Source organism: Stenotrophomonas sp. YJH_SMC_53 (assembly GCF_059369995.1).
Genome location: NZ_JCAFTF010000002.1, coordinates 176865 through 203279 on the forward strand (window position 1 = coordinate 176865; position 26415 = coordinate 203279).

The following is a 26415-nucleotide window of genomic DNA, read 5'->3' on the forward strand; positions in this document are numbered from 1 at the left end:
TCATATGACGCGGGCGTGACACGCGTCATGAGGGATGTCGCGTCCGCTGTACCGGCAGGACGGCACGGGTATCGCTGCAACGACGAAGGCACGGCCGGGGCCGTGCCTTCGCTGTTCAACGCAGGTGGCTGGGCTTACCAGAAGAACTGCGCGCGGGCTTCCAGGATGTTGGGATCGTCGTTGACGAAACCGCGCGCCGTGGAGCTGTACTTCTTGCTGTCGACCATCACGTAGTTGAGCATCAGCTTGAAGTTGGAACGCAGGTACCAGTTGGCGCCCACGGTCCAGATGTCCATCTTGCCGCCCAGCACGCCATCGACGATCGGCGGGCGACCGGCGACCGGATTGGCGGCGAGGTTGCCGTCATTGAGGTCCATGTGGTCGTAGCGCACGCCCAGCTGCCACTGGCCGCCGGCCGGGTTGTTCGGCAGGCCGGTGCCCGGAGTGCCGCCCTTGTAGCTCCAGGTCTCGCCGGTGACGTTCCACACGCCGCTGATGTAGTAGCCGTCGCTGGTGTAGTTGTCGTGGTCGTAGCGCTTGGCCTTGCTGGTGTAGTACTCGGCCTGGGCCTTGAAGGGTCCCTGGAAGTACATCGCTTCGGCACCGATGGTGCTGACGCGGTCGGTGTCGGTCAGGTTGCCGCTGTCAACCAGGCGGGCAGTGGCGAGGTCGGCATTCGGACGCGCACGCACGCGCAGGGTGTCGGCGTCGGCGTCGTAGTTGACGTAGCTCAGACCGAAGTGCAGGACCTGGCCCTTTTCATTGATCGGGGCCCAGGTGCCACGCGCGCCGTAGCCGCTGCCGTGGGCCAGGTTGCGGGTCAGCTCGCGGCCGAAGGCGCTGGCGGTCACCGACCAGTTGTCCTGGCCGTAGCTGTACGCGCCGCCCAGGCGGCGGGCGATGGCATAGGTATTGGTGACCGCTGCCTTGGAAATGAAATCGTTGTTCTTGGTGCTGGACAGTTCTTCCAGGCTGTTGGGCTGCTTGAACTGGCCCAGCTGCAGGAAGTGGTTGGCGTTGCCCAGCAGCTTGTACTTCACGTTGGTGTCGAGGAACTTGTCGGCCTTGGCGTCATAGCCGACCACCCACTCCACGTTGCCCGGGCCCTTGCCCTTCAGCACCAGCTCGGCGCGACGCAGTTCGAATTCGCTGTTCTTGCCGTTGCCGGCGTCGCCACCGTTGAGGTCGACCACATCGTTGTGGAACCAGTTGCCGTCGGCCTGGACCAGGCCTTCGAAGGTGATTTCCGAACCGCCGATCACGTCGATGGCGACTTCGGCGTGTGCAGCCGGCACATACAGCGCAGCAGCCACGGCCACCGTCAGGAGTTGGTGATGCAGTTTCATGGAGAGGAGCCTTGCAGGCAGGTGGGAAGATGCGCGCAGGCTAGAAGGTAAAGATTGCGTAAATGTGACAGTTCACGCGCGGCAGACATCCGCCGCAGGCCCCGTCACGGCAGGGCCTGCCATTGAAACCGCTTGCGTATGACGCCCGGATTGCGACCCGGTTGCAGTAGAGCCACGCCCTGCGTGGATGTTGCCGTCACTCGGCCGTGGTCTTTTCCTTGAACCGGCACAGGTCGGCGATCACGCAGCCCGGGCAATCCGGCTTGCGCGCCTTGCACACATAACGTCCGTGCAGGATCAGCCAGTGATGCGCGTCGAGCAGGAACTCGGCCGGGATCACCTTCACCAGCTTGTCTTCCACTTCTCGCACGTTCCTGCCCGGCGCCAGTCCTGTGCGGTTGGCGACGCGGAAGATATGCGTGTCCACCGCCATCACCGGCTCGCCGAACGCGGTGTTGAGCACCACGTTGGCGGTCTTGCGCCCGACACCCGGCAGCGCTTCCAGCGCTTCGCGATCACGCGGCACTTCACCGCCATGCTTCTCCAGCAGGATCGCGCAGGTGGCGATCACGTTCTTTGCCTTGGCATTGAACAGCCCGATGGTGGCGATGTACTGCTTCAAGCCATCCTCGCCGAGCGCAAGGATCTTCGCCGGCGTGTTGGCGACCGGGAACAGGCGGCGCGTGGCCTTGTTGACGCCGACGTCGGTGGCCTGCGCCGACAACGCCACCGCTACCAGCAGCTCGAACGGCGAGCTGTACTCCAGTTCGGTCTTCGGGTGCGGGTTGAGTTCGCGCAGGCGGGTGAACATCTCCACCACGTCGGCGCGTGGCATCGTGCCGCCACGCCGCGCCGGGGCGCGTGCGGTCTTTTTCGTGGTGGCCATTACTGTTCCTTGCCACTGGCGCGGGCCTTGGCCCGGGCCAGAATCGCGGCTGCCGCAGCGGGCAGGGCGGGCTTCACGTCCGGGGCTGGTGCCGGAGTGCGACGTGCATCGCGCTCGGCCTCGCGGCGGGCCAGGCGCACCGCACGGGCACGGTAGCGTTCGCGTGCAGCCCAGGCCGCGCGCAGTTGCTGCTGGGCCTGGCACAGGCGTTGCGGAAGGTCGGGGTGGTCAGGCAGCAACCGGTCGTCGCCGGCACGGACGATGTAGTCCATCAGCCCGGCCTGCAGGGCACCATCGAGATCGTCTGCCTGGACCCGGGCGAACAACTGCGCGGGGTTGGGTCGGGATGCCATGGCGTCAGCGGTTCTGGAAGGCCGGCGCGCGGCGTTGCAGGAAGGCGCTGGTGCCTTCGCGCATGTCCTCGGTGGCGAACAGCAGGCCGAACTGCGCACTTTCGTATTCCAGCCCGGCCTCCAGGCTGCATTCGCCGCCCACGTGCACCGCGTCGAGCAGGCCACGCAGGGCCAGCGGGGCCGAGCGTGCCAGCTGGCGGGCGACGTCCTGCACCCGGTTGTCCAGCGCGTCGGCCGGCACGACTTCGTTGACGATGCCCAGTTCCAGCGCACGCGCGGCGTTGATCGGCGCCCCCAGCAGGCACAGCTCCAGGGTGGCGGCGCGGCCGCACAGGCGCAGCAGGCGCTGGCTGCCGCCGAAGCCGGGGATCAGGCCGAGGTTGATTTCCGGTTGGCCGACCTTGGCGGTATCTGCGGCGATGCGCAGGTGGCAGGCCATCGCCAGTTCCAGGCCACCGCCCAGTGCGAAACCATTCACGCGTGCGATGACCGGTTTGGGCATGCGTTCGATCTGGCGCATCAGGGCCTGGCCCAGCAGCGAGAAATCACGTCCCTGAACGGCGCTGAGCGTGTTCATTTCCGCGATGTCGGCACCGGCCACGAACGCCTTGGGGCCCGCCCCGGTCAATATCACGACGCGCACCTCCGGATCGGCGGCGGCGTCGCTGAAGGCATCGGCCAGGGCCTGCAGGGTCGCGGCGTTGAGGGCATTGAGCTTGTCCGGGCGCTGGACGGTCACGGTGCGGATGGCGCCGTCGTCAGCGACAGCGATCAGGGCATCGGCCACGGGGAAACTCCTGGAACATTAAAAAAAAGTGATATTGAACTCTGGAAACGCAGACGGGTCATAGCCTGCATCGTGAGTAGCGGTTACACGTTGCGCCCGTTATCCTAACCCGTCGCCTCAGGGCGGCGCAGAACGTCCCTGAGTTACCACCCCTGGAGAACTGTTTGATGAAGTTGCGTTCTATCGCGGTCGCCGTCGCGGCCCTGGCCCTGACGGGCAATGCCTTCGCCCAGGACGTCTCGTCCGAAAAGGGCAAGCTGAGCTACTACTTCGGTTACGACTACGGCAACAACCTGGCGGAGCTGGCCGGTCGTGGTGAGCAGCTGGACATCAACTCGGTGGTGAAGGGCCTGCAGGATGCCTACGCCAAGAAGCAGCCGGCGATCACCGCCGAGCAGCTGAAGCCGGCCGTTGAAGCGTTCCAGAAGCGCGAGCAGGGCCGTGCCCAGGCCGCCAAGGCCGAGTACGAAAAGGCGGCTGCCGAAAACAAGACCAAGAGCGACCAGTTCATCGCGGCGAACAAGGCCAAGGCCGGTGTGCAGTCCCTGCCGAGCGGCGTCCAGTACCGCGTGATCGAGGCCGGCAAGGGTGCCAAGCCGACCCAGGCCAGCACTGTGCAGCTGGAAGTGGCCGGTCCGTTCCCGTACGGTCAGCGCCCGACCGAAGCCCGCCCGGCCCAGCAGATCCCGTCGATCAAGGTCAGCGAAGTCGAAATGAAGGCCATGCGCGAGACCCTGCTGCAGATGCCGGCAGGCTCGAAGTGGGAAGTCACCCTGCCGCCGGACCAGGCCTACGGTGCCGATCCGCGCACCCCGTTCCCGCCGAACGTGGCTGTGCAGTTCGAGATCAAGCTGGTCAGCGTCAAGTAAATCGAAGCAGCAAACGAAACGCGCCGGTGATTCCACCGGCGCGTTTTTGTTTGCGCAGTCCCTGACGGTAGAGTCGACTGTCAGTCGACTGTTTTTGGGTCACATCGGGGAAACGCCCGCGCTGCGCGCGCGAGTCGACTGACAGTCGACGCTACCGTCCGGCTGGGCCACCCGCGCAAATTCAGCCCGATCGCGCTACTGTTGGCGGGTGCAAACAATGGAAGAAACGGCGCGTGTTGTCGCAAGTCCCTGCATCGGAGTGTGCACGCTGGATCCGCACCGGCAATGCGCCGGCTGCGGGCGGCATATCGATGAGATCGCGCGGTGGTCGTCGATGAGCAACGAGGAACGCAGCCGCATCCTGCATCGCGTGCAGCCCCTGCGGCAACAACTGCAGCAGTCCCTGCGCGGTTCGCTGGCCGACCACGAACGACTGATGCGCGCGCTGCACCCCTTGGCCCAACCACCTGCGGGCGACGGCTGGAACCGCAGTGAGCTGGTTGACCTGCTGCCGCCCGGGCCTCCAGTGGAGGCTGCGGTGCTGGCCGGCATCGTGCCGCGCGCCAACGGCGCACAGGTGATCCTCACCCGTCGCACCGAAACACTGCGCACCCATGGTGGCCAGGTCGGATTCCCCGGTGGCCGCACCGAACCCGATGACCGCGACGCGCTGGCGGCCGCGCTGCGCGAGAGCCAGGAAGAAATCGCATTGGCGCCCGGCCAGGTGCAGGCGCTGGGGTATCTCGATCCCTTCGTCACCATCACCGGCTACCGCGTCACGCCGGTGGTGGCGGTGGTCGATCCGGAGTTCGTGCCTGTGCCGCAGCCGAGTGAAGTGGCCGAGGTATTTGAGGTACCACTGGATTACCTGATGGCGCCTGACAGCCTGCGCCAGGTCGAAATCAACCATCGCGGCCGGGTACGCCACGTGCTTGAGTATGGCTGGCCGGGCCAGCGCATCTGGGGGGCGACCGCCGCCATTCTCTACAACCTGCGTCGCCGCCTGGAGCAAGTGCAATGAAGCTGATCGATCCGCCGTGGACCACCCTGGTCGATGTCGCCACCCTGGCTGCCGCGTTGGGCGAAGGCATCCGCGTGGTCGACGCACGCGCCACTGCCAGCACTGCGGTGCGGGTGGTCGATGCGCGCTCCTCGCTGGCCGACCCGCAGGCGGGAAGCAGCCAGTATCTGGCAGGTCATATCCCGGGTGCGGTGTATGCCGATCTGAATCGTGACCTGTCTGATCTGTCGCGCGTCGGCCATGGTCGCCATCCACTGCCGGACAGCGATGCCTTTGCTGCGAAGCTGGGGCAGTGGGGCATCGGCCCCGACACCCAGGTGGTGGTCTACGATGGCAGCGACGGCAGCATGGCCGCCTCGCGCCTGTGGTGGCTGCTGCGCCTGATCGGTCACAGCAGGGTGGCCGTACTCGACGGCGGCATCGCCGCCTGGCAGGCCGCCGGTCACACGTTGGAAAGCGGCCAGGCTGAAGTGACAGCGCTGCCTGCCTACCCGGACCGCTTCGACACCACCCAGATCGCCAACGCCGATGAAATCACCGCGCGGCTGAAGCATGCGCCGGGCTGGCTGGTCGACGCGCGGGCGGGTGAGCGTTTCCGTGGTGAAGTGGAGCCGCTGGACCCGGTGGCCGGGCATGTGCCGGGCGCGGTCAACCGCCCGTTCGCATTGAACGTACTCGACGGCCGCCTGCGCGACGCACAGGAGCTGCGCGCCGAACTGCAGGGCGTGATCGGCAACCGCGATCCGCAGCAGGTGGTGCTGATGTGCGGTTCCGGCGTGACCGCCTGCCATCTGCTGCTGGCGATGGAAAGCGCGGGCCTGAGCGGCGCGCGCATCTACGCCGATTCCTGGAGCGGCTGGGTGAGCGACAGCAGCCGCCCGGTGGCGACCGGCGCCTGAGCCGGGCGGGGTCGGATCCGTTTTCCAACGGAGAACGGCTCTGACCCCATCAACCGAAAATCGGGGTCAGAGCCCGTTGCGCAGCAACGGGAGCCGACCCCGTGTCGATTCGAAGGATCGCGGAGAACTGTCGAAGGCGGGGTGGGTCCGGTTGCGGGGGTGTCCGCGGCATGGATGCCGCGGCCAAGCCGCCATGGGTGAGGGCGCTTTGCTTGCGAAGCACTGCTTCGCAAGCGCCCGAACGCACAGCCGCCAGCGGCTGGGCCGGCCTGGGGCTTTACGGCGTCCCCCGCAATCGGATCCACCCCGCCATCCCCCGGAATGCCAGCTCTTGACGTTGACGTTGCCTCTGCGGGTGCAGGGCGCAGCCCTGCCGCTTACCCAACCGGCTGCAGTGGCACCTTGGCCAGGATCCGCGCCCACGGGAACAGCGGCCCCGGATCGCGCTTGCGCGCCACCGTCAGCGCCGCATCGTCGCTGGCCGGCACCTGCTCCAGGTCCAGCTGGTCATGCCCGGCAATCCGCCGCAGCGACGGATAGTGCGCCACCAGCGCTTGCAGGAGGCCTTCCAGCGCCTGCAGCTGTGCCTCGGTGTAGGGCTCGTCCATCGCCTGGTGGCGGCTGTCGAACCAGTCCGGATAGCGCCCGCGGTTGACCAGCTCGATGCCCAGCGTATGCGCGTTCATGCCGCGCACGTGATGGGCCACGCGTTCCGGCGCCACGTACTGCACCACGCTGCCATCGCGGTCGATGTAGAAGTGCCCGCTGTTGCCGGCGCCGCTGTCGTACAGCACGCGCTCGCCGTACTCGCGGGCCATCGCCAGATCGGGCAGCTCGGTGCAGTGGATCACCACCATTTCCAGCGAGGCGGGATCCCGCAGCGGCAATCGGTCGTGATAGGGCAGGGGCTGCAGCTGCAGGCCGGGCAGGAGCGGGTTGGGCATCCGGCGATGCTAGCATTGCGGCATGAACCTGCCTTCCCTTTCCTCGTCGGCCCGCGCCTACGGAACACGCGCATGAGCCGCGGCCACTGCATCCTCTCCCATGGCTTCGAGAGCGGCCCGGAGGCGACCAAGGTCACCGCGCTGGCCGAGGTGGCGCAACGCCTGGGCTGGACCCACGAGCGCCCCGACTACACCGACCTGGACGCGATGAGCGAGGTCAGCCGGGTGGGCGACGTGCCGACCCGCCTGCGCCGTCTGGTTGAACGCGCCGCCATCGCTGCCCGCCAGGGGCCGGTGGTGCTGGCCGGCTCCAGCCTGGGCGCCTACATCTCCGCCATCGCCTCGCTGCAGGTGCCGGTAGCCGGCCTGTTCCTGATGGTGCCGCCGACCACCATGGGCCCGATGCCGGCGCTGGACGCCGCTGCGGTGCCGACCACGGTGGTGCAGGCCTGGCATGACGATGTGGTACCGGCTGCCGGCGTGATTGCCTGGGCGCAGGCGCGTTCGGCGCAGTTGCTGCTGGTTGACGATGGCCACCGCCTGGAGCGCCACGTGGAGGCCTCCGCGCAGGCCTTCGAGCGCCTGCTGCGGCAACTGTGAAGCCAGGGCGCACGGCGCGCCCGCCCGCATTGACTACAATGGCAGCCCCGCCGCCCCCGGCGCGGGCCTGCCGGCCGTGCCTACGGCCCTCCTTTCCGACCGGCCCGGCCCCTGTGCCGCGCCCGACCACCTGCGAACCGATCCCGTGAAATTCTTCGTCTCCTGCGCCAAGGGCCTGGAATACCTGCTTGCCGATGAACTGTCGGCCCTGGGCCTTGGCAAGGCCACCGCCACCATTGCCGGCGTCAACGCCGACGGCGAACTGGCGCAGGCGCTGCGGATCGTGATGTGGTCGCGCCTGGCCAGCCGGGTGCTGTGGCCGATCGACGAGTTCGACTGCCCGGACGAGCAGGCCCTGTATGACGGCGTGCGTGCACTGCCGTGGCACGAGCACATCTCGCCGGAGATGACCTTGGCGGTGGATGCGCACGTGTCCGGCGACAAGATCACCCATGCACGCTTTGCCGCGCAGCGGATCAAGGATGCGATCGTCGACCGCATGCGCGACGAGGGCCTGGAGCGGCCCTCGGTCAATACCGATCTGCCCGACGTGCGCGTCAACCTCTCGCTGCGCAAGGGCCGCGCCTCGCTGTCGATCGACCTCGGCGGCGGCCCGCTGCATCGCCGTGGCTGGCGCGGTGCCGCCCACGAGGCGCCGCTGAAGGAAAACCTGGCCGCCGCGCTGCTGCTGCGCGCGCAATGGCCGCGCCTGCATGCCGCCGGCGGTGGCCTGCTGGACCCGATGTGTGGCAGCGGCACGCTGCTGATCGAAGGCGCGCTGATGGCCGCCGACGTTGCCCCAGGCCTGATGCGGCATGGCAGCCTGCCGCCGAGCCGTTGGCTGGGCTTCGACAAGGCGGCCTGGAAGTCCATCCAGAGCGAAGCACGTGAGCGCGAAGCGGCCGGTCTGGCCGCGCTGAAGCCGGTCATCCACGGCAGCGACATCGACCCGGCTGCGATCCAGGCGGCCCGCGAGAATGCCGAGGTCGCCGGCGTCGCCCACGCGATCCGTTTCACCCGCGCCGATGTCGCCGACCTGGCCGCGCCGGAACAGGAGATCGGTGCGGTGGTCTGCAACCCACCGTACGACGAGCGCCTGGCCGCCGATCCGGCGTTGTACCGTGCACTGGGCAATGCCTTGCAGAAGGCGGTGCCGCAGTGGCGCGCCAGCCTGCTGTGTGGCAATGACGAACTGGCCTTTGCCACCGGCCTGCGTGCCAGCAAGAAGTACCAGATGTTCAACGGTGCGCTGGAATGCGCGCTGATCGTCTGCGATCCGATTGCTGTGCCGGGCCGTGATCCGGCACAGCCCCGCGAGCTGAGCGAAGGCGCGCAGATGGTGGCCAACCGCCTGCGCAAGAACCTGAAGAAGTTCAAGAGCTGGCGTGCCCGCGAGGACATCACCTGCTTCCGCGCCTACGACGCCGACCTGCCGGAGTACGCGGCGGCCATCGACGTCTACGAGGAAGAGGGGGGCAGGCGGCGTACCTTCCTGCATGTGCAGGAATATGCGGCACCGGCGGCGATTCCCGAGAACGACGTGCGCCGCCGCCGCAATGAGCTGCTGGCCGCCGCGCGCGAAGTGTTCGGCGTGCCACCGGAACAGGTGTCGATGAAATCGCGCGAGCGCGGCAAGGGCGGCAGCAAGTACGGCCGCTTCGAGCAGCGCGACGAGTTCATCGTGGTGCGAGAGAACAACGCGCTGCTGCAGGTGAACCTGTTCGATTACCTGGATACCGGCCTGTTCCTCGACCATCGCCCGCTGCGCCGGATGATGGCCGAGCAGGTGCGTGGCAAGCGTTTCCTCAACCTGTTCTGCTACACCGGCGTGGCCAGCGTGCAGGCCGCCGTGGCCGGTGCCGCCAGCACCACCAGCGTCGACCTGTCGGCCACCTATCTGCAGTGGTGCTACGACAACCTGGCGCTGAACGGGCAGGGGGGCAACCAGCATCTGCTGGTCCAGGCCGATGCAATGGCCTGGCTGGAAGGCGACCGCGGCCAGTACGACGTGATCTTCTGTGACCCGCCGACCTTCTCCAATTCCGCCCGCGCCGATGATTTCGACGTGCAGCGCGAACAGCTGAAGCTGCTGCGGGCGGCGGTGGCGCGGCTGGCACCGGGTGGCGTGCTGTACTTCTCCAACAACTTCCGCCGCTTCAAGCTGGAAGAGAACGCCATCGCCGAATTCGCACAGTGCCGCGAGATCACCGCACGCACGATTGGTCCGGATTTCGAGCGCAACGCGCGCATCCACCGCGCGTGGGAACTGAAGCGGTTGGGGTAAGCCCGGTAGTGCCGGCCGCTGGCCGGCAACTGCGTCAGAACCGTGGAAGGTCCGCGGGATGCCGGCCAGCGGCCGGCACTACCCCATCTGGCCCGTAGATCCACGCCATGCGTGGATCGGCCTAAAGCACCAACAATCGCCCCGGCGCATGGGCCAGGGGCCAATGACCCTGTTCGTACAGCGCAAGCACAGGCTCCCAGTGTGCCGGCAGGCCGAGATGCGTTTCCAGCAGGCGTTGCCGGAAGGCGAACATCGCCCCATCGCGCGCCACCAGGTGCAGGTCATGCGCACCGCAGCGCAGTGCCGGCAGATCCAGTGCCGAAAGCGCGCGCATCAACGTGCGGTTGAGTTCGCGTCGGGCGTCGGCCAGTTCGGCGGGATGGGGCAGGGCGCCGTGAAACGGATCCGAATCGCCCAGTGTTGTGGGCATCCATTCGAAACCATTGGTATCGACGGTCCGCAGTGCTTCGGCCAGCGATCGAACGGCGACGACGCCGGCCGTTGTGGGCAGTGTTTCACCCAACCGGGAAAAGAAGCCGATTCCAGACATCCGCTGCAGCACGCTATCCATACCGGCATTGTAGTTCGACGCCATGCGTGGACGCCGCCGTCCACGTCCTGCGGCTACAGCAATTCCAGCACCAACCCCAGCACCGGCAGCGCGATCGCCAGAGGCGCAATCCACGTTGGACGATACGGATACAACCCGAACGACAGCGCCACGCCGGCCAGGGTCATCGCGCCCAGCCACAGCAACGGGCCCATCGCCCAGCCGTGGTCGGCCACGCACAGTGCGAACGCCGCCGCCAGCAGCGCCCAGCCCAGCACCCGCCACTGCACCCGCCGTGCGGGTGCGGCCGCGGCCTTGCCATGCAAGTCGTGCTGGTGCTTTTCCATCGACAGCGACAGCGCGGTGAACGCAGAGAACGACAGCGCCAGTGCCAGCAGCATCATGCGCTGGCCTCCGCTTTGGCCGCTTCTGCAGTGCTCACCGATGCCTTCGGCGCAGCCGCAGCGGCGGCACGCTTCTTCTTCTCGGCCGCACTCAGCGGTGGCGTCCAGCGCTGCATGCGCCAGCCGCACAGGGCCAGCATTGCGCCGAATGCGATCATCGAAAGATCGACGCCGGCCAGTACCCAGTCGCCGTTGCGCAGCGTGACCCCGAGGTGGGCATGGGTGGTCACTGCATTGACCACCGGCACCAGTGCGAACGCGGCCGCACCCAGGTACAGCTGCCACGCCCACATCATCCGCTTCGGCCAGATGAAGGCGGCCAGCAGCGCGGCGCCCCAGGCGCAGAAGAACACGTTGGCCTCGGCACTGGAGCGCTCGGCGATCTGCAGCGGCAGCAGGCGGTTGCCCCAGAAGTACGCCGCGAAGGCGATCGGCAGGCCGGCCACGGTGCCGATGTTCAGCGCATCGACCAGGCGCAGGCCGAATCCGGTACGCCCGTTCTTGGCATGCTTGGGACGCTCCTTCACCGCCCACAGCACCACGCCGCTGGCGACCATCAGGCAGCCGACCAGGCCGGACAGGAAGAACAGTGCGCGCAGGCCCCAGTCGGCGAAGCGCGCCAGGTGCAGGCCATACAGCACGCCACGGGTGGCGGTGGCACCGCCGGACGGTGGCGTCTCTTCCAGCAGCGCACCGCTGACCATGTCGTAGCGCAGCGCCGGGGTGTCGGTGGACAAACGCCTGCCGTCACGTTGGCGGATGTCGATCACCGCATTGGCAGCGCCCGGGTTGGACACGGTGAAGCCGGCCACTTCCACGCCGTGCCAGTGCGCACGCGCGCTGTCCAGCAACTGTGCGATCGGCAGCGGCGTGGCGCGGCCCTGCTCCGGCGCGGTCACCTCTGGCATGCCGCCGAAGGCTTCGCTGAAGAACTTGTCCTCGTCCTGCGGGTAGGCGACTTTCACCCCCCACGGCAGGTACATGATCATCAGAGTGACGATGCCGGTGTAGGTGATCATCGCGTGGTACGGCAGGGCCATCACCGCGCTGACGTTATGGAAATCCAGCCAGGACCGCAGGCCCTTGTCCTTGCGGAAGGTGAAGAAGTCCTTGAAGATTTTCTTGTGGGTGATGACGCCGGTGATGATCGCCACCAGCATGAACATCGCGCAGAACCCGACCAGGTAGCGCGCCCAGTACACCGGGATGTAGTGCAGGTCGAAGTGCAGGCGGTAGAAGAAGTCGCCGCCACGGGTCTCGCGCGCCTTCAGTGCCTGGCCGTTGTTCGGGTCGAGCGTGGCGTCGCCGAAGCCACCGCGACGGCCACGACTGGGGTCGGCCAGTTCCGGTGGCAGCCGCCAGAACAGCTGCATGGCCGGGTTGCGCGGCTGCGGCAGGGTGACGAACCAGTTCTCGGCGTGACTCGCATTGGCCTGCAGGTAGGCCACCGCGCGCTGCGCGGCCACGTCGATGCTGACGTTGCTGGACGGCAGCTCCGGGCGCATCCAGCGACTGATTTCCTCGCGATAGTAGCTGGCCGTGCCGGCCATGAAGATCAGCAGCAGCAACCAGCCGACCAGCAGGCCGGTCCAGGTATGCAGCCAGGCCATCGACTGGCGGAATCCGTTCTTCATGCCCAGGCGCCCAACAGGCGTGCGACCGCCGCCATCAGCAGGGCGGGGGCGAGGATGCCGACCCAGGCCCGCAGTGCGCTGCGGGTGGCAAAGGCCCACAGCGCCGCGCAGGCAGCCACCACAATGGCCAGCAGCATGCCGGTCAGCACGGTCTGGCCGCGCGCGCCGGGCAACGCCACCGCGCAGAACACGCTGGTCATCGAGGCCAGCGCATAGCCGCCGAAAATCGCGGCCAAAGCGCGTGACAGCACGCCCCAGCGCGGGTTGGAGAACAAGGTGCGGGGGCTGGCGGGTGTGGGCGAGCGGTCCACGGCGTTCCTGAAGGTAGGAGAAGGGATGGAACGCGTCCGCGGCCCCCTTGCGCCCTGCGCATGTCGCCCAGCGTGTCCCATCGACGAAGCACTGCCCGCGCAGACGGGCAGCCCAGAAGTCGGGGCAGTACACGGGCGATGGGCACGTTTTTCGTGCCCGTTTGGCTAAGCGTACAACCGATCAGTAAATGATATGTATTCGCATTTCATGAATCAAGCGTGCTGATCGTGGGCGTTGGCCGGGGCTAGAACCTGAACACCACGGTTGCCGCATGCAGCAGCAGGCCGATCAACCCGCCCACCAGGGTGCCGTTGAAGCGGATGAACTGCAGGTCGCGACCCACACTCAGTTCCAGTTGCTCGACCAGGTGCCGCTCGTCCCAGCCCTTCACGGTCTGCGCGATATGCGTGGTCACGCCCTCGCGCAGGCGGCCGGTCAGGCGCTGCGCACCTTCCAGCAGGTGCTGGTTGAGGGCCTCGCGCAGGGCCGGGTCGGCCTGCAGGCTGCTGCCCAGCGACGCCAGGCTGCGCCGCAGGTGTCCGACCAGCGCCGAGTCTTCGCGTTGCAGGTCGGCGCGCAGGCTGGCATGGATACGCGCCCACAGCCCCTGCACGTAGTCCTGCAGGGCGGGGTGGTCGATCATGTCCTGCTTGAGCTGTTCGATGCGCTCAGCCAGCGCCGGGTCTTCGCGCAGGCGCTGCACGTAGTTCTGCAGCCAGGTCTCGTAGTCCTGGCGCAGCGGATGCTGCGGCTCGGCCAGCACCTGTTGCAGCTCTTCCAGTACCGCCCGCGCCAGGCGTTCGGCCAGGCTGTCGCCGATCTCGTCGATTGGCTTGACCCAGTTCACCGTGCTCGACAGCGTCGGCCATTCGCGCTGGATGTAGCGCACGATCAGCTGCGAGGCGCGCTCCTTCACCTCCGGCTGCTCCAGCCAGCGTCCCAGGCGCTGCAGGCCCTCGTCAAGCACGCGCTGGTGGCGGCCATCGGCGGTCAGCAGGGCCAGCAGTTCACCGGCGGTGGCAGCAGCGTTCCACTGCCGCAGCTGCTGCACCACGAAGGCATGCAGTTGCCGCCGCACCGCGGTTTCGTCGAAGAAATCCAGTGCCTGCAGCGCCCAGCCGCGGGCCATGTCGGCCAGCATCCGCGAGCGTGCCGGGTCGGCCAGCCAGCTACCGAGACGACTGGCCGGATCGAACACCTGCAGCTTGGCCAGCAGCACACCCGGTTCCAGGAACTGGTCGCGCACGAACAGCGCCAGGCTGTCGCCGATGCGTTCCTTGCTGCGCGGGATGATCGCGGTGTGCGGAATCGGCAGGCCCATTGGCCGCCGGAACAGCGCAACGACTGCGAACCAGTCGGCCAGCGCGCCGACCGCAGCAGCCTCGCAGAAGGCCGACACCCAGGCCCAGATGCCGCGTTCGCCGTGCCAATGGCTGACCGCGAATCCGGCCAGCATCAACAGCAGCAGGCCCAGTGCGAGGGCTTTCAGGCGCCGCAGCTGGGCGCGGCGCGGATCGTGGGCAGGCGTCATCGCACGAGTCTAACCGCAGCCCGGTGATGCCTGCCTGTAGAGCCGAGCCCATGCTCGGCTGCCTTGCGCGCGGCACACCGCAGCCGAGCATGGGCTCGGCTCTACCTGAGAGGTTCGCGCGTTTTTAAAGCGCTTCCAGTTGCTTGCGCAGCGCGGCCAGCTGCGCGCGCAGGGTGTCGTTCTCGCGGGTCAACGCGACCACGCGGCGGCGCAGGGCCGGGGCATCCTCGCCCAGCTGTTCCAGTGCCAACAGTACCTCGGCGTCGCGGCTGGCGATCTCGTCCTCGCTGGGCTCCTCGAAGTCCATCTCGGCCGCGTCCCGCTTCGGCGCGCGCGGCTTGCGCTTGGATTCGCGCACGCGCTTGGCCGCCTGCTTCAGCTCATCCTTGCCGCCGGCGGCGGCGGCGCGTTGCTCCTCTTCGGGCAGATCGGCCACGGCTGCGGCGGCGCTGATCGAGATCACGCCGGCCTTCACTGCCTCCACCACTTCGGGTGCAGCCTGGGCATGGATGCGCTCGATCATGCCGACCTGGCTGGTACTCAGCTTGGCTTCGCGGGCCAGTTCGGCGCGGCTGAGCTTCGGTGCCGGCTCCCACGGCGGGCTGTCCTCGCCCGCCTCATCGGCAATCTCGGCGGTACCGTCGCTCTCGCGCTGCAGCTGCGCCTGCTCGGCCTGCTTGCGGGCGGCCAGGATGTCGCGCTTGCGCAGCGCCAGCACGCCGCGCTGGAAATCGGACACGCTGCGACGGCCCAGATGCTGCTCGATCATCCACAGGTGAACGTCTTCCATGCTCTGGAAGCGCGTGTTCTGCACGGTGTTGAAGGGCAGGCCATGCTTCTGGCAGATGCCGAAACGGTTGTGACCATCGACCAGCACATTACCCCACAGCACCAGCGCATCGCGGCAGCCTTCGGCCAGGATGCTGCGCTCCAGCGCGTCATGTTCGTCCGCGGTCAGCGGGTCGATGTAGGCCTTGAGTTCTTCTTTGACGACGATATCCATGGGCACGGCAACGAGCAGGAGCGGAACCGCCCATTGTACCCGCTCGCCACCGCCGGCCCGGGCTCAGGCGGTGACCCGGATCATCTCGCCCAGGGTGCCGGTGATCTGGTCGATCTGCGCCTTGTCCACGATCAGCGGCGGCGACAGCGCGATGATGTCACCGGTGCAGCGCACCAGCAGCCGGCCATCGTGGAAGCAGCGCCGGAACACCTCGTAGCCGCGGCTGCCAGGGGCATCGCGGCGCGGTGCCAGCTCGACCGCGCCGACCAGCCCGAAGTTGCGGATGTCGATCACGTTGGGCAGGCCCTGCAGCGCGTGCAGCCGTTCCTGCCAGTACTCGCCCAGTTCGATGGCGCGCTCGAACAGGCGCTCCTCGGCGTAGACGTCCAGTGTTGCCAGCGCTGCGGCGCAGGCCAGCGGGTGACCCGAGTAGGTATAGCCGTGGAACAGCTCGATGGCCTGCGGCGGGGCCTGCATCAGCGTGGCATGCACGGCGTCGCTGGCCAGCACGCCGCCCAGTGGCACCGCGCCGTTGCTGACCGCCTTGGCGAAGGTCAGCAGGTCCGGTGTGACCCCGAAGCGCTGCGCGGCGAAGGGCATGCCGACCCGGCCGAAACCGGTGATGACCTCATCGAACACCAGCAGGATGCCGTGGTGGTCGCACAGTTCGCGCAGGCGCTGCAGGTATCCGGGCGCGGGCAGGATCACCCCGGCGGAGCCGGCGATGGGCTCGACGAAGACGGCGGCAATCGTCGAGGCGTCATGCAGCCCGATCAGCCGTTCCAGATCGTCGGCCAGCTCCGCGCCCTGGCGCGGCAGGCCCTTGCTGAACGCGTTGCGCTGCAGGTCCAGGGTGTGGCGCAGATAGTCCACGCCCCCCAGTTGCAGGCCGAACGCCCTGCGGTTGTTGGGCAGACCGCCCAGCGCCATGCCACCGAAACCGACGCCGTGATAGGCCTTCTCGCGGCTGATGAAGCGCGTGCGCTGGCCCTCGCCACGCTGGCGGTGGTAAGCCAGCACGATCTTCATCGCGGTATCCACCGCCTCCGAGCCGGAGCTGGTGAAGAACACATGGTTGAGCGGGGCCGGAGCCAGTGCGGCCAGCCGCTGTGCCAGCGCGAATGCCGGCGGCGAGCCCACCTGGAAAGCGGGTGAGTAGTCGAGCGTGCGTGCCTGCCCGGCGATGGCCTCGACGATGTGCGGTCGCGCGTGGCCGGCGTTGCAGCACCACAGGCCGGCGGTGCCGTCGAGGATCTGTCGGCCATCGATGTCTTCGTAGTGCATGCCTTCGGCGCGGACCAGCATGCGTGGTGCCGCCTTGTACTGGCGGTTGGCGGTGAATGGCATCCAGTAAGCGTCCAGTGACTCGGGGCGCTGTGTGGTCAGGTCGTGCAGGTCGCTTCCGGGACGCTTCATGCCAGCTCCGTCGGGTCCGATGCGACGAATGTAGCGCAGCCACGTCACGGCGGAGTCGCGGTGACCCCTGTATAACCAAGGCTCGTTGAATGCTGGAGCTTCCCATGGCCGATGTTCCCGACCGCAGCCATTGGCAGGCACTGGCCCTCCAGCTGTCGATGCCAGGCCAGGCCTTCATCGATGGCCGCTATGTCGATGCAGCCAGCGGCGCCCGTTTCGACTGCGTCAGCCCGATCGACGGTCGCGTACTGGGGGCGGTCGCCGACTGCGACGCACAGGACGTGGAGCGCGCGGTACTGGCCGCGCGGCGCAGCTTCGAGGCCGGCCACTGGTCGCAGGCCAGTCCGGCCCAGCGAAAGCGCGTACTGTTGGCGCTGGCGGCATTGGTCGAAACGCATGCCGACGAGCTGGCCCTGCTGGAAACCCTGGACATGGGCAAGCCGGTGCGTGATGCGCGCTGCATCGACCTGCCAGGCGCGGTGCGCTGCCTGCGCTGGACCGCCGAGGCCGTGGACAAGCTGTACGGCGAGATCGCGCCGACCGGCCCGCACGAACTGGGACTGGTCACGCGCGAGGCCGCCGGGGTCGTGGCCGCGATCGTTCCGTGGAACTTTCCGCTGCTGATGGCCTGCTGGAAGATCGCGCCTGCATTGGCCATGGGCAACTCGGTGGTGCTCAAGCCGTCCGAGCGCTCGCCCTTGAGTGCGTTGCGGCTGGCGGCGCTGGCCGCCGAAGCGGGCCTGCCAGAGGGCGTGCTGAACGTGCTGCCGGGGCACGGTGCGCGCGTCGGTGAGCCGTTGGCCCTGCACATGGATGTGGACGTGCTCGCCTTCACCGGCTCCACGGCCACGGGCGCGAAGCTGCTGCAGTGTTCAGGGCGATCCAACCTCAAGCGGGTCTGGCTGGAGTGTGGCGGCAAGAGCCCGCATGTGGTGTTTGCCGACGCCCCTGATCTGGACGCCGCCGCGAAGGCGGTGGCACAGGGTATCTTCTTCAACCAGGGCGAGGTCTGTACCGCAGGTTCGCGGCTCCTGGTACAGCGTTCGATCCGCGAGGATTTCGTGCATCAGGTGGTTGCTTATGGCCAGCACATGCACCCCCGCCATCCATTGGACCCCGATGCGCCGATGGGCGCGCTGGTGGATGCCGCGCACCTGGACAAGGTGATGGACGATATCGCGCGCGCCGAAGGCGAGGGTGCCCGGTTGCTGCTGGGTGGGCGGCGCGCCGAAGTGGAAGCCGGCGGCAGCTACGTCCAGCCCACCGTGTTCGACCAGGTGCGCCCGGAGCAGGCACTGGCGCGCGAGGAAGTGTTCGGGCCGGTGCTGGCTGTGCTTGGTTTCGAAGACGAGGCCGAAGCGGTGCGCGTGGCCAATGACAGCCGCTACGGCCTGGCCGCCGGCCTGTGGACACGGGACCTGGGGCGAGCCCACCGCGTCGCGCGCCAGCTGCGTGCCGGCAGCATCTGGGTGAACGGCTGGGATGGCGGCGACATGACCGCTCCGTTCGGGGGCTACAAGCAGTCCGGCAACGGGCGCGACAAATCGCTGCATGCGTTCGACAAGTACAGCGAGATCAAGGCCACCTGGATGCAGCTGTAACGACGCGATTGCTGGACGGCTGTTCGCTCTCTGTAGAGTCGAGCGATGCTCGACTGCCGTTCGTTCTTCTGTAGAGCCGAGCCATGCTCGGCTGCATCTCGCGAAGAACCGTCGAGCATGGCTCGACGTTACAGGAGGCGCCTGCCCCCTCGTCGGCATCGGTGTCGGCTGAAACCATCGTGCCGTACCGCCGCCAGCCCGTGGCAGAATCGGTCGATCTGCCATTTCCCGTGTTGCCGATGTCCTCGATCACCGCTGCCGCGCCGCCCGTGAATTCCCCCCGTCGTGTTCTGCTGGCCAGCCTGATCGGTACCACGATCGAGTTCTTCGACTTCTACATCTACGCCACGGCCGCGGTGCTGGTGTTCCCGCACCTGTTCTTCCCGGACAGCAGCGAACAGGCAGCCCTGCTGCAGTCGCTGGCAACCTTCGCGGTGGCCTTCATCGCACGCCCGGTTGGGTCGGCAGTGTTCGGCCATTTCGGCGATCGCATCGGGCGCAAGGCCACCCTGGTGGCTGCGCTGCTGACCATGGGGCTGTCCACGGTGCTGATCGGCCTGCTGCCGACGCACGCACAGATCGGTCTGTGGGCGCCGGCGCTTCTGGCGCTGTGCCGTTTCGGCCAGGGCCTGGGTCTGGGCGGCGAGTGGGGCGGGGCAGTGCTGCTGGCCACCGAGAACGCACCGCCGGGCAAGCGTGCCTGGTACGGCATGTTCCCGCAGCTGGGTGCACCGCTCGGCTTCCTGCTGTCGGCCGGCATCTTCCTGGTGCTCGGCCGTTGCCTGAGCCAGGCCGACTTCCTGCAGTGGGGCTGGCGCATTCCGTTCGTGGCCAGCGCGCTGCTGGTCGGCCTCGGCCTGTGGGTGCGGTTGAACATCCACGAGACCCCCGACTTCAAGCAGGCGCTGGAGCGCAAGGCGCCGGTGCGGCTGCCGATGTGGACGGTGCTGCGCGACCACCCGGTGCCGATGCTGCTGGGTACCCTGGGCGCGTTCGCCACCTTCGTGCTGTTCTACCTGATGACCGTGTTCAGCCTCGGCCATGGCACGGCGGTGCTGGGTTACAGCCGCGAGCAGTTCCTGCTGATGCAGATGGCCGGCATGCTGTTCTTCGCGCTGGGCATCCCGCTGTCGGCGCGCTATGGCGACCGCTGGGGGACGCGCCGCACGATGATCGTGGCCAGCGTGCTGATCATCGGTTTCGGCGTGCTGTTCGCGCCGCTGTTCCAGCCGCACAGCCCGTGGATGGTCACCGCCTTCCTGTGCCTGGGCCTGTTCCTGATGGGCCTGACCTATGGTCCCTGCGGTACCTTCCTGGCCGAGATCTACCCGGTGGAGGTGCGCTATACCGGCGCATCGCTGTCATTCAACCTGGCCGGCATTCTGGGTGCGGCACCGGCGCCGTACCTGGCCACCTGGCTGGCCGAACGCTTCGGTCTGGTCGCGGTTGGCTACTACCTGTGCCTGACTGCGGCAGCGACGCTGTGCGCGCTGGTGGCACTGCACCGGCGCGCGCTGCGGTTCAGCCAAAGAAGCGCTTGAGCGTGCGTCCCAGCCAGCCACCGCCCTGGTGCTCGCGGGTGAACTGGTTCAGGTGTGCCTTGACCTGTTCGGCGTAGGCCTGGTCATCGCCGCGGATGTGGTTGAACAACCAGCGCGAGAGCATCGTGCGCAGTTCATCGCTGATGTCCTCGCCGGCCTGGAAGCGCAGCCGGTACTCGGCCACACGCTTGATGAAGATCTCATGCACGCGCTTGTGCGCGGCACAGAACGGGTAGCCCGCTTCCTCCATCAGCTCTTCCTCGAACGCGAAGTGCGACATGGTGTAGTCGACCACCTCGTCGATCACTTCACCCACTGCCGCGCGCTGCAGGCTGGACTGGGCCACGTGCAGGTGGTTGAGCATCTCGATGATGCGGCGGTGTTGTTGGTCGATCACATCGATGCCGATGTTCAGATCGTCCTGCCAGACCAGTAGTGCCATCCCCGGCTCCCCTTCATGCGTATGTCGGGGCCGACTGTAGAGCTGTCGTGCGGGAACGGCGTTGATCTGGATCAAAGCGAGCCGGTCAGGTCAGCGCAGGCTCGCGTGGACGCAGCGGGCTGGCCACCGTGGTGCAGCTGACCCGATTGCGGCCACCGGCCTTGGCCAGGTACAGCTGGCGGTCGGCCTCGGAGATCAGCCGGTGCAGCGCATCGCGCTGCGGGCGCAGGCAGCACAGGCCGATGCTGACCGTCATGCGCAGGGTAGCGGTGCCGATGTCCACCTCCAGTGCGGCGATGCGCTGGCGCAGCTCCTCGAAGTACAGCAGCGCCTCGTCCTGTTCCATGTCTGGCACCAGCAGGCAGAACTCCTCGCCGCCGAAGCGCGCGATCAGGTCGTGGCTGCGTGCATGCGCGGTCACCGCGCCGGCCACCGCGCGCAGCGCGTCGTCGCCCGCTTCGTGGCCATGGGTGTCGTTGATGTGCTTGAAGTGGTCGATGTCGATCATCGCCACCGCCACGCATTGGCCGTGCAGCTGCAGCTGCGGCAGCTGACGCTGGCTCTGCTCCAGGAAGAAGCGTCGGTTGGGCAGGCCGGTGAGGAAATCGCGGGTGGCCAGGTCCTGCAGGGTGCCGATCAGCTCCAGCTGGTCCACGTTCTGCGAGACGCGGCAGAAGAACTCCTCGCGCGAGAACGGCTTGCGCAGGAAATCGTTGGCGCCGTTCTTCAGGAAGCGCGGGATCAATGAGGCGTCGGTATTGCCGGAGATGCCGATCACCGCCACCTTGTCGCGCGAGCGCAGGGTGCGCAGGCGACGGGTGAATTCCACGCCCTGCATGCCGGGCATTTCCTGGTCGACCACCGCCAGGCGGATCGCCGGATGCGCCTCGATTGCAGCCAGGCCCTCGTTGCCGTCGGCGGCTTCGTGCACCTCATGCCCATACATGCGCAGCAGGGCGGCGGCATAGCCACGCGCGGACGGCGAATCGTCCACCACCAGCGCGGCGATGCGTCGGTTGCGTTCCAGCCGCTGCACCAGCCACACCAGGTAGTCGATGCTGCCCGGGGTGTTCTTCAGCACGTAGTCGATGATCTGCTGCTGTAGTACGCGCTTGCGCAGGTCCTCGTCGTAAACGCCGCTGACCACCACCGTCGGCAGGTCGCGCTTGAGGAAGAACTCGACCACCGCATCGCGGTCGCCGTCGGCCAGCACCAGTCCGGTCAGCACCAGGAACCAGCCCCCGCCTTCGCTGAGCAGCCGGTCGGCCTCGGCCAGGGTGGAGGCGATCACCACCGGCAGTTCCAGGCGCTGCTCGATGGCTTCGCGCAGCATGCCGGTGAACGCACGGGAGTTTTCGACCAGCAGGATCCGCTGCGGCAGCGGATCGGCCAGGTCGCCATCGACGGCGGCCTGCGGCAGCACGGGCATGATGCGGTGGCTCACGAGGGAGGGGCTCGGCACGGATAGCGGCGGTTTCGGGTGTAACTTTAGCGGGGCAGTATGCCCTGCGTGTCGTTCGGCGATCAGGCGGGCGATGTGAATGACGCCGCTGTGCCCGCAATGGATTCGTGCAGGACGAACCGGAGCCGGTTGCCACGGCAATGCACCGTACCGCCGTAGGCCATTATCCGGCCGGCCAGACGCTCCGTGGCCTGCTGAACGGTCCCACTCGACAGCGTGCAGCTGCGGTCAAGCAGGCCCACGACCACCACAATGCCGCGGCGGTCGCCAGCCTGGCCGCTCCGGGCGCGCACGCTGACCTGTCCCGACTCCAGCTCCAGCAGCAGCGACACCGCCTCGATCAGCGAGCGATAGATGGCGAGCTGCAGGTCAACAGTCAGCATGCAGGGGTTCCCCTCCAGCCGGGGCGGTATCACGCGATGGGAGTTGTCCCAGTTCTCGCATGCGCCGCCAACGCGCAGCGCGATATACAGCCCAACCTGCTCCAGCCCCGTGGGGTAGACCAGACTGGCCTGTTCACGGAACAGCCGCGAGTGCACGGATGAGGCGTGCTGCAGGCTGTTGGCCACCGCATGATGCCCCTGCGCCTTCAGCCAGCTGACCATCTCGCCGAGCGAGCTGTCCATGCCTTCGCCGAGTTGCCTGAGATGGGAGGCGCGCGCGCGAAGTTCACGCTCACGGATCTGATGCGAACTACGTGCCAAGCGCAATGTGGTTTCCTCAGCCAGTCCACGGGACCGTGCACGTTCGTGGTGATAGCTGATGCTGGATCCCAGGGCGAGCAGTGCGACACTCATCACGGCCATGTTCTGCTGGGTGGCGAAGGTGCCCAGGTCGAACGAGGACGGTAGGCCGGTGCTGGGAGTGGCGAAATGGAGTGGAAGGTTCAACAGCGGAATCGCGATGGCAGCGCCACGCCACCCATGCATGAAGGTCAGGGCGATCGCCGGTAGGGAGGACAGCAGCACCAGGTGGGTGCGTGTGGTGTGGGCGCTGATGGCCGTAAGCTGCATGCACAGGGCCAGGACCAGCATCACCAGGATGGCCGTGACCGTAGGTGCAGCAAAGCGGCGCGTCCAATTGGGGGCCGCGTCTCGTCGCGACCAGAGGAATGCCAGTGGCACGAGGGTAATGATGGCGGCGAAGTGGCCAAAGATCGTGCGATCAACTGCGCTAAGCAGGTTGCTCGGCGGCGGGTTCGACCACAGGGCGAATGAAATGCCCATATTGAGAACCGGGACGAACAACGCCGTGCAGAAGGTCAGCGACAGCAGCCAGAGGCCGGCGGCGGACTCCGATGGCATTCTCATGCGGTGCAGGTGGACCACCAGCATCGCCATCGGCATCAGCAGCGTCGAGGCCAGGATGACCCAGGCCAGGCCGTAGCTGTCGATCATGGGGATGCGCAGGGTTGCGAAGTAGGCGTACTCGCCAAGCAGCAGGTAGGGCCACAGGCGGGTCGGGACGATCAGGAGTGCCGCTGCCCGGATGCCCGCTGGCAGGAAGAACTGATCCAGCGAGAACTGACGCGAGACAAGGCAGCTCAAAGCGTAGACGGCCGCGAGTGCGATTCCGACGGGTCGGATCCGGAAGCTCAGTTCAATTGCTTCTTTGAATCGGTCCAAGCCCCGCCTCTTGCCTCCCGGCCAATGATGACTGGCCACGTCCGTAGACATTATCGACAGTCGGAGAAGGGCGCAATCGAGGTGTCTGGCCTCCCTTTGCGCTGCAATTGCCGGCTTCCTGCGCTTCGTGGCCCTACACGGTCAGCAGTGCGTCGGCATAGCCACCAGCGGACGGTGAATCATCCACAATCAGCGCGTCCTCGGTTCGATCACGTTGCAGCCGTTGCACCCGCTACATTCGGCAGTTGATGCTGTCCACTGTGTTCACTATCGCGCAATCGACAATGTCCTGCTGTTACACGCGCCTGTCCAGGTCATTTGTCGCAGATGCAGCTGACCCGCACCGTGGGCGGGTTTCGCTACGGGTATTGGCGATTTCGGACGCAGCATCGGCGTGGCATGGGTTTGCATCGATCCAGTCGATTATGTCCCATGGGCTTTACGGAGTCCGCCCGGTATATGCTGATGCGATTGGGGGTAGCATCCTGCTTGATCCGTATTGCATCCAACCTGGAGGTTAGTGTGGGAAATTTCCGAATTCATGCATTTGCTGGTGCGTTGATGTTGGTGCCGGTATCCGTTCTTGCTTTTGCCCCAAGTGACGACCATGGAATCAAGATGGCCGGCCAAGGACTCGGCCAGTCGATTCCGCAGGCACAGGACCTGAGCGTGGATCCCGGCTGGTTGGTCTATGGGTTCGAGCGCGATGGCATGGATTATTTCCAGGTAAACGATCTCGCGGGCCACGTGCACATCGTGATCGGCAATGCTGCGGGCACGTTCTGGGTACTGCCGGCAGGTGACCCATCTGCGAAGGTGTCGTTGCCTGAGCAGCGCCTGCCTGTTCCCGCCAAAGCCACCAGGACGGTTGTCTATCGGTCCCCCGCATTCACGCTGGTCAGATATGCAAGCGGAGCTGATGTCTTGTGGGCGGTAGAGGCACCCTGATACCGCCTGTTGCCGGGATATCGGAGAGCGCCAGTGTCAGACTGCATGGGCACCCGGATGTTCGCCGGGTGCCCATGACGCCTTTGGCCAGCGGGATGAGCGGGACGTTCATGCGATACCGCTGCGTTGGTTCGATCCGATCGCTTGACTGTGAAATGCGCTACTGCAGCGCAGAGGGTGCAGGGCAGCTGTACCGTGATGGAGCACTGGGCTGTGTCTCAAGTTTTGTTTCACGGTCGAGGAACAGGATCCTGACCCGGTTGCGATAGCAGTCAACGGTCCCGTCATAGGGCAGGGTTCGCCCGGTCAGCCGCTCGAACGCTGCCATGGTTGTCTGCTGGGAAAGGCGCCGACGCGACTCCAGCAGCGACACGATCATGAGGATTCCGCGCCTGGAGCCCATTCCGCCGCATCTTGCACGAATGCGAATCTGTCCACCTTCATGCTTGAGAAGAATGGAGACTGCATCAATCAGTGTCCGGTAAGCGGCCAACTGCAGTTCCACGCTCAGGTTGCAGGGGTCGCCTTTCAGATCAGGGCGGAGAACGCGCTCCGTCAGCGTCCACGACTCACGGATGCCACCAGCCTGCAAAGCCACGTAAAGCCCAAGATGCTCCAGGCCCGAGGGATAGACCATGCTTGTCTGTTCGCGAAGGAGCCGCGAATGTACATTCGAAGTATGCAGAAGGCTGCTGGCCACTGCGTGATGTCCCTGGGCCTTGAGCCAGTCGGCCAGCTCCACCAGTGAGGTATCAATGCCGTCGCCGAGCTTGCGAAGGTGCAGGGCACGCTCACGCAGCTCCATCTCGCTGGCCAATTGCGAGCTCCTCGCAAGATGGATGGCGTCCCTTTCCCCCATCTCGCGCAGCCTGTAACGATGGTAGAAGTGGGTGATGCGTGATCCGAGCAACAGCAATACGATGCCGCTGATCGCCATGATCTGCTGGGTGATGAAGGCCGCGGGATCGAATGCGGTGGGATGGGTGTTGGGCGTGGTCAGGCCGATGACCATGTTGAGCACCGGTACTGCAAGGGCGGCACCCTTCCAGCCATACAGGCAGGTAAGTGCGGCCGCGGGGAGTGCCAGCAGCAGCAGGAGCGTTGCCTTCAGCGCAACCCAGTCTGCGGGCAGTTGAGTTGCTGCTATCCCGATCAGGAGCATCGATGAAAGTGCCGCCAGCATCGGGGTCTTTCGTCCAGCGTTCCACTCCTGCCCCAGGTCCTGTCGCGCCCACAGCATGGCGATGGGTGCCACCGTCAGAATGCCGATGAAGTCGCCCACGCTGTAACGCGCCGCACTGGTCAGGAAGGGCGTGGAAGGGGGTGTTGGCCAGAGCAGATGGGAAAAGCTGAGGTTCAGCAGCGTAACTACGACGCTGGAAGCGGCGGCAATCAACAAGAGGCCGATCGTCTGCGACTCCGCCATCAGTCGCCGTTGCAGCTTCACAATCAACATCACTGCGGGCATGAGGAACGCGGAGGCAACAATGACCCATGTCAGGCCGTACTTCTCGATCATTGGTACGCGGGACTGTGCAAAGTACGCATATTCGCCCAGCAGCAGATAAGGCCACAGGCGCGGCGGGCACAACAGTACGGCCGCCACCCGGATGCCGGCTGGCAAATAGAACTGATCCAGCGACAGCTGTCGGGTTGCCCAATAGGCAACTGCATAAAGCAAGGCAAGCATCAGGCCAGCCGGACGAATGCGCACCTTCAGCAACAATCCTTCTTTCCACCAGTCCAATCGCACGTCCCCCTCTCCTACGTGTCCCCTGTCAGCTTCCATTCGCCGCGGGGCCCGGTTTCTCAGGACGTTATCGGTCTGCGAACGATTATGCAATTGCACAGCGGCGCATTTAGGTAATTGACCAACCATCCATCACACATGTTGCGTGAAAATCTGTAACGTGTGCAGCACGATCAGCGCTGCGGTGCGCTTGTCAGAACGTTCAAT

24 protein-coding genes are annotated in these 26415 nt (G+C 66.5%); 8 read left to right on the top strand and 16 right to left on the bottom strand.

The features are described 5' to 3' along the window. Positions 1-134: 134 nt before the first annotated feature. The 4 genes from AC5P7X_RS03355 to AC5P7X_RS03370 form a co-directional block, all read right to left on the bottom strand. Positions 135-1346, bottom strand: a complete 1212-nt coding sequence (locus AC5P7X_RS03355) for an OprO/OprP family phosphate-selective porin (protein WP_049411264.1) — start codon at positions 1344-1346, stop codon at positions 135-137. A 196-nt stretch (positions 1347-1542) separates the two neighbouring features. After that, the gene (gene nth / locus AC5P7X_RS03360) at positions 1543-2232 is read right to left on the bottom strand and encodes an endonuclease III (RefSeq protein ID WP_053501078.1); all 690 of its coding nucleotides are present in this window, start codon (positions 2230-2232) and stop codon (positions 1543-1545) included. Then, a complete protein-coding gene (locus AC5P7X_RS03365; RefSeq protein WP_005415900.1) occupies positions 2232-2585 on the bottom strand; it encodes a hypothetical protein in 354 nt (117 codons plus the stop codon). Before AC5P7X_RS03365 ends, nth begins: the two co-directional genes overlap by 1 nt. Positions 2586-2589: 4 nt before the next feature. Beyond that, complete coding sequence (locus tag AC5P7X_RS03370; RefSeq protein ID WP_053501080.1) at positions 2590-3372, bottom strand: enoyl-CoA hydratase-related protein; 783 nt, start codon at positions 3370-3372, stop codon at positions 2590-2592. A 167-nt stretch (positions 3373-3539) separates the two neighbouring features. Here AC5P7X_RS03370 and AC5P7X_RS03375 point away from each other — a divergent pair, with 167 nt between their 5' ends. From AC5P7X_RS03375 to AC5P7X_RS03385, 3 genes are all read left to right on the top strand, one after another. Next, positions 3540-4241 (top strand): FKBP-type peptidyl-prolyl cis-trans isomerase, encoded by a 702-nt coding sequence (locus AC5P7X_RS03375; RefSeq protein ID WP_495214418.1) that lies wholly within the window; start codon positions 3540-3542, stop codon positions 4239-4241. A 217-nt stretch (positions 4242-4458) separates the two neighbouring features. Further along, positions 4459-5262 (top strand): CoA pyrophosphatase, encoded by an 804-nt coding sequence (locus AC5P7X_RS03380; RefSeq protein ID WP_032954058.1) that lies wholly within the window; start codon positions 4459-4461, stop codon positions 5260-5262. Beyond that, positions 5259-6161 (top strand): sulfurtransferase, encoded by a 903-nt coding sequence (locus AC5P7X_RS03385; protein ID WP_053501082.1) that lies wholly within the window; start codon positions 5259-5261, stop codon positions 6159-6161. Before AC5P7X_RS03380 ends, AC5P7X_RS03385 begins: the two co-directional genes overlap by 4 nt. A 377-nt stretch (positions 6162-6538) precedes the next feature. Here AC5P7X_RS03385 and AC5P7X_RS03390 read toward each other — a convergent pair whose 3' ends face one another. Next, on the bottom strand, positions 6539-7105 hold the full coding sequence (locus AC5P7X_RS03390) for an N-acetylmuramoyl-L-alanine amidase (RefSeq protein ID WP_053498686.1): 567 nt from the start codon (positions 7103-7105) through the stop codon (positions 6539-6541). A 72-nt stretch (positions 7106-7177) separates the two neighbouring features. On the opposite strand from AC5P7X_RS03390, the gene AC5P7X_RS03395 reads away from it, so the two are divergent. Both AC5P7X_RS03395 and rlmKL read left to right on the top strand, forming a co-directional pair. Then, positions 7178-7705 carry an alpha/beta hydrolase gene (locus AC5P7X_RS03395; RefSeq protein WP_024958728.1) on the top strand — a complete coding sequence of 176 codons (528 nt, stop codon included), beginning with the start codon at positions 7178-7180 and terminating at the stop codon, positions 7703-7705. Between the two features lie 145 nt (positions 7706-7850). Next, positions 7851-9989 carry a bifunctional 23S rRNA (guanine(2069)-N(7))-methyltransferase RlmK/23S rRNA (guanine(2445)-N(2))-methyltransferase RlmL gene (gene rlmKL / locus AC5P7X_RS03400; RefSeq protein ID WP_061478530.1) on the top strand — a complete coding sequence of 713 codons (2139 nt, stop codon included), beginning with the start codon at positions 7851-7853 and terminating at the stop codon, positions 9987-9989. 121 nt (positions 9990-10110) lie between these two features. Here rlmKL and AC5P7X_RS03405 read toward each other — a convergent pair whose 3' ends face one another. From AC5P7X_RS03405 to aptA, 7 genes are all read right to left on the bottom strand, one after another. Further along, entirely contained in the window at positions 10111-10584 is a 474-nt protein-coding gene (locus AC5P7X_RS03405; protein WP_053498681.1) for a hypothetical protein, read from the bottom strand. Positions 10585-10613: 29 nt separating this feature from the next. Then, complete coding sequence (locus AC5P7X_RS03410; protein ID WP_053498679.1) at positions 10614-10943, bottom strand: DUF3325 domain-containing protein; 330 nt, start codon at positions 10941-10943, stop codon at positions 10614-10616. After that, the gene (locus AC5P7X_RS03415) at positions 10940-12577 is read right to left on the bottom strand and encodes a PepSY-associated TM helix domain-containing protein (RefSeq protein WP_329841689.1); all 1638 of its coding nucleotides are present in this window, start codon (positions 12575-12577) and stop codon (positions 10940-10942) included. The genes AC5P7X_RS03410 and AC5P7X_RS03415 overlap by 4 nt, the downstream gene beginning before the upstream one ends. Beyond that, the gene (locus AC5P7X_RS03420; protein WP_053498676.1) at positions 12574-12888 is read right to left on the bottom strand and encodes a DUF3649 domain-containing protein; all 315 of its coding nucleotides are present in this window, start codon (positions 12886-12888) and stop codon (positions 12574-12576) included. Before AC5P7X_RS03420 ends, AC5P7X_RS03415 begins: the two co-directional genes overlap by 4 nt. A 245-nt stretch (positions 12889-13133) precedes the next feature. Then, positions 13134-14420 carry a DUF445 domain-containing protein gene (locus tag AC5P7X_RS03425; RefSeq protein ID WP_065177404.1) on the bottom strand — a complete coding sequence of 429 codons (1287 nt, stop codon included), beginning with the start codon at positions 14418-14420 and terminating at the stop codon, positions 13134-13136. 124 nt (positions 14421-14544) lie between these two features. Further along, positions 14545-15423 (bottom strand): plasmid replication/partition related protein, encoded by an 879-nt coding sequence (locus AC5P7X_RS03430; protein ID WP_070489529.1) that lies wholly within the window; start codon positions 15421-15423, stop codon positions 14545-14547. Between the two features lie 63 nt (positions 15424-15486). Beyond that, positions 15487-16839 (bottom strand): omega-aminotransferase AptA, encoded by a 1353-nt coding sequence (gene aptA, locus AC5P7X_RS03435; protein WP_070489531.1) that lies wholly within the window; start codon positions 16837-16839, stop codon positions 15487-15489. Positions 16840-16943: 104 nt separating this feature from the next. Between aptA and AC5P7X_RS03440 the strand changes: the two genes are divergently transcribed. Beyond that, complete coding sequence (locus tag AC5P7X_RS03440; RefSeq protein ID WP_070489533.1) at positions 16944-18440, top strand: aldehyde dehydrogenase; 1497 nt, start codon at positions 16944-16946, stop codon at positions 18438-18440. A gap of 239 nt (positions 18441-18679) precedes the next feature. Then, positions 18680-19981, top strand: coding sequence for an MFS transporter (locus AC5P7X_RS03445; protein ID WP_032954064.1), 1302 nt, complete (start codon positions 18680-18682; stop codon positions 19979-19981). On the opposite strand, the gene AC5P7X_RS03450 is transcribed toward AC5P7X_RS03445, so the two are convergent. The 3 genes from AC5P7X_RS03450 to AC5P7X_RS03460 form a co-directional block, all read right to left on the bottom strand. Then, the gene (locus AC5P7X_RS03450; RefSeq protein WP_005415916.1) at positions 19962-20423 is read right to left on the bottom strand and encodes a bacteriohemerythrin; all 462 of its coding nucleotides are present in this window, start codon (positions 20421-20423) and stop codon (positions 19962-19964) included. The two genes, AC5P7X_RS03445 and AC5P7X_RS03450, sit on opposite strands and share 20 nt — an antisense overlap. 85 nt (positions 20424-20508) lie before the next feature. Then, a complete protein-coding gene (locus AC5P7X_RS03455) occupies positions 20509-21852 on the bottom strand; it encodes a diguanylate cyclase (RefSeq protein WP_049416322.1) in 1344 nt (447 codons plus the stop codon). A gap of 95 nt (positions 21853-21947) precedes the next feature. Then, positions 21948-23510 carry an MASE1 domain-containing protein gene (locus tag AC5P7X_RS03460; RefSeq protein WP_329841693.1) on the bottom strand — a complete coding sequence of 521 codons (1563 nt, stop codon included), beginning with the start codon at positions 23508-23510 and terminating at the stop codon, positions 21948-21950. 489 nt (positions 23511-23999) lie between these two features. Here AC5P7X_RS03460 and AC5P7X_RS03465 point away from each other — a divergent pair, with 489 nt between their 5' ends. Next, on the top strand, positions 24000-24458 hold the full coding sequence (locus tag AC5P7X_RS03465; RefSeq protein WP_229766026.1) for a hypothetical protein: 459 nt from the start codon (positions 24000-24002) through the stop codon (positions 24456-24458). A 160-nt stretch (positions 24459-24618) separates the two neighbouring features. Here AC5P7X_RS03465 and AC5P7X_RS03470 read toward each other — a convergent pair whose 3' ends face one another. Continuing rightward, complete coding sequence (locus AC5P7X_RS03470; protein ID WP_070489553.1) at positions 24619-26211, bottom strand: MASE1 domain-containing protein; 1593 nt, start codon at positions 26209-26211, stop codon at positions 24619-24621. Positions 26212-26415 lie beyond the last annotated feature (204 nt).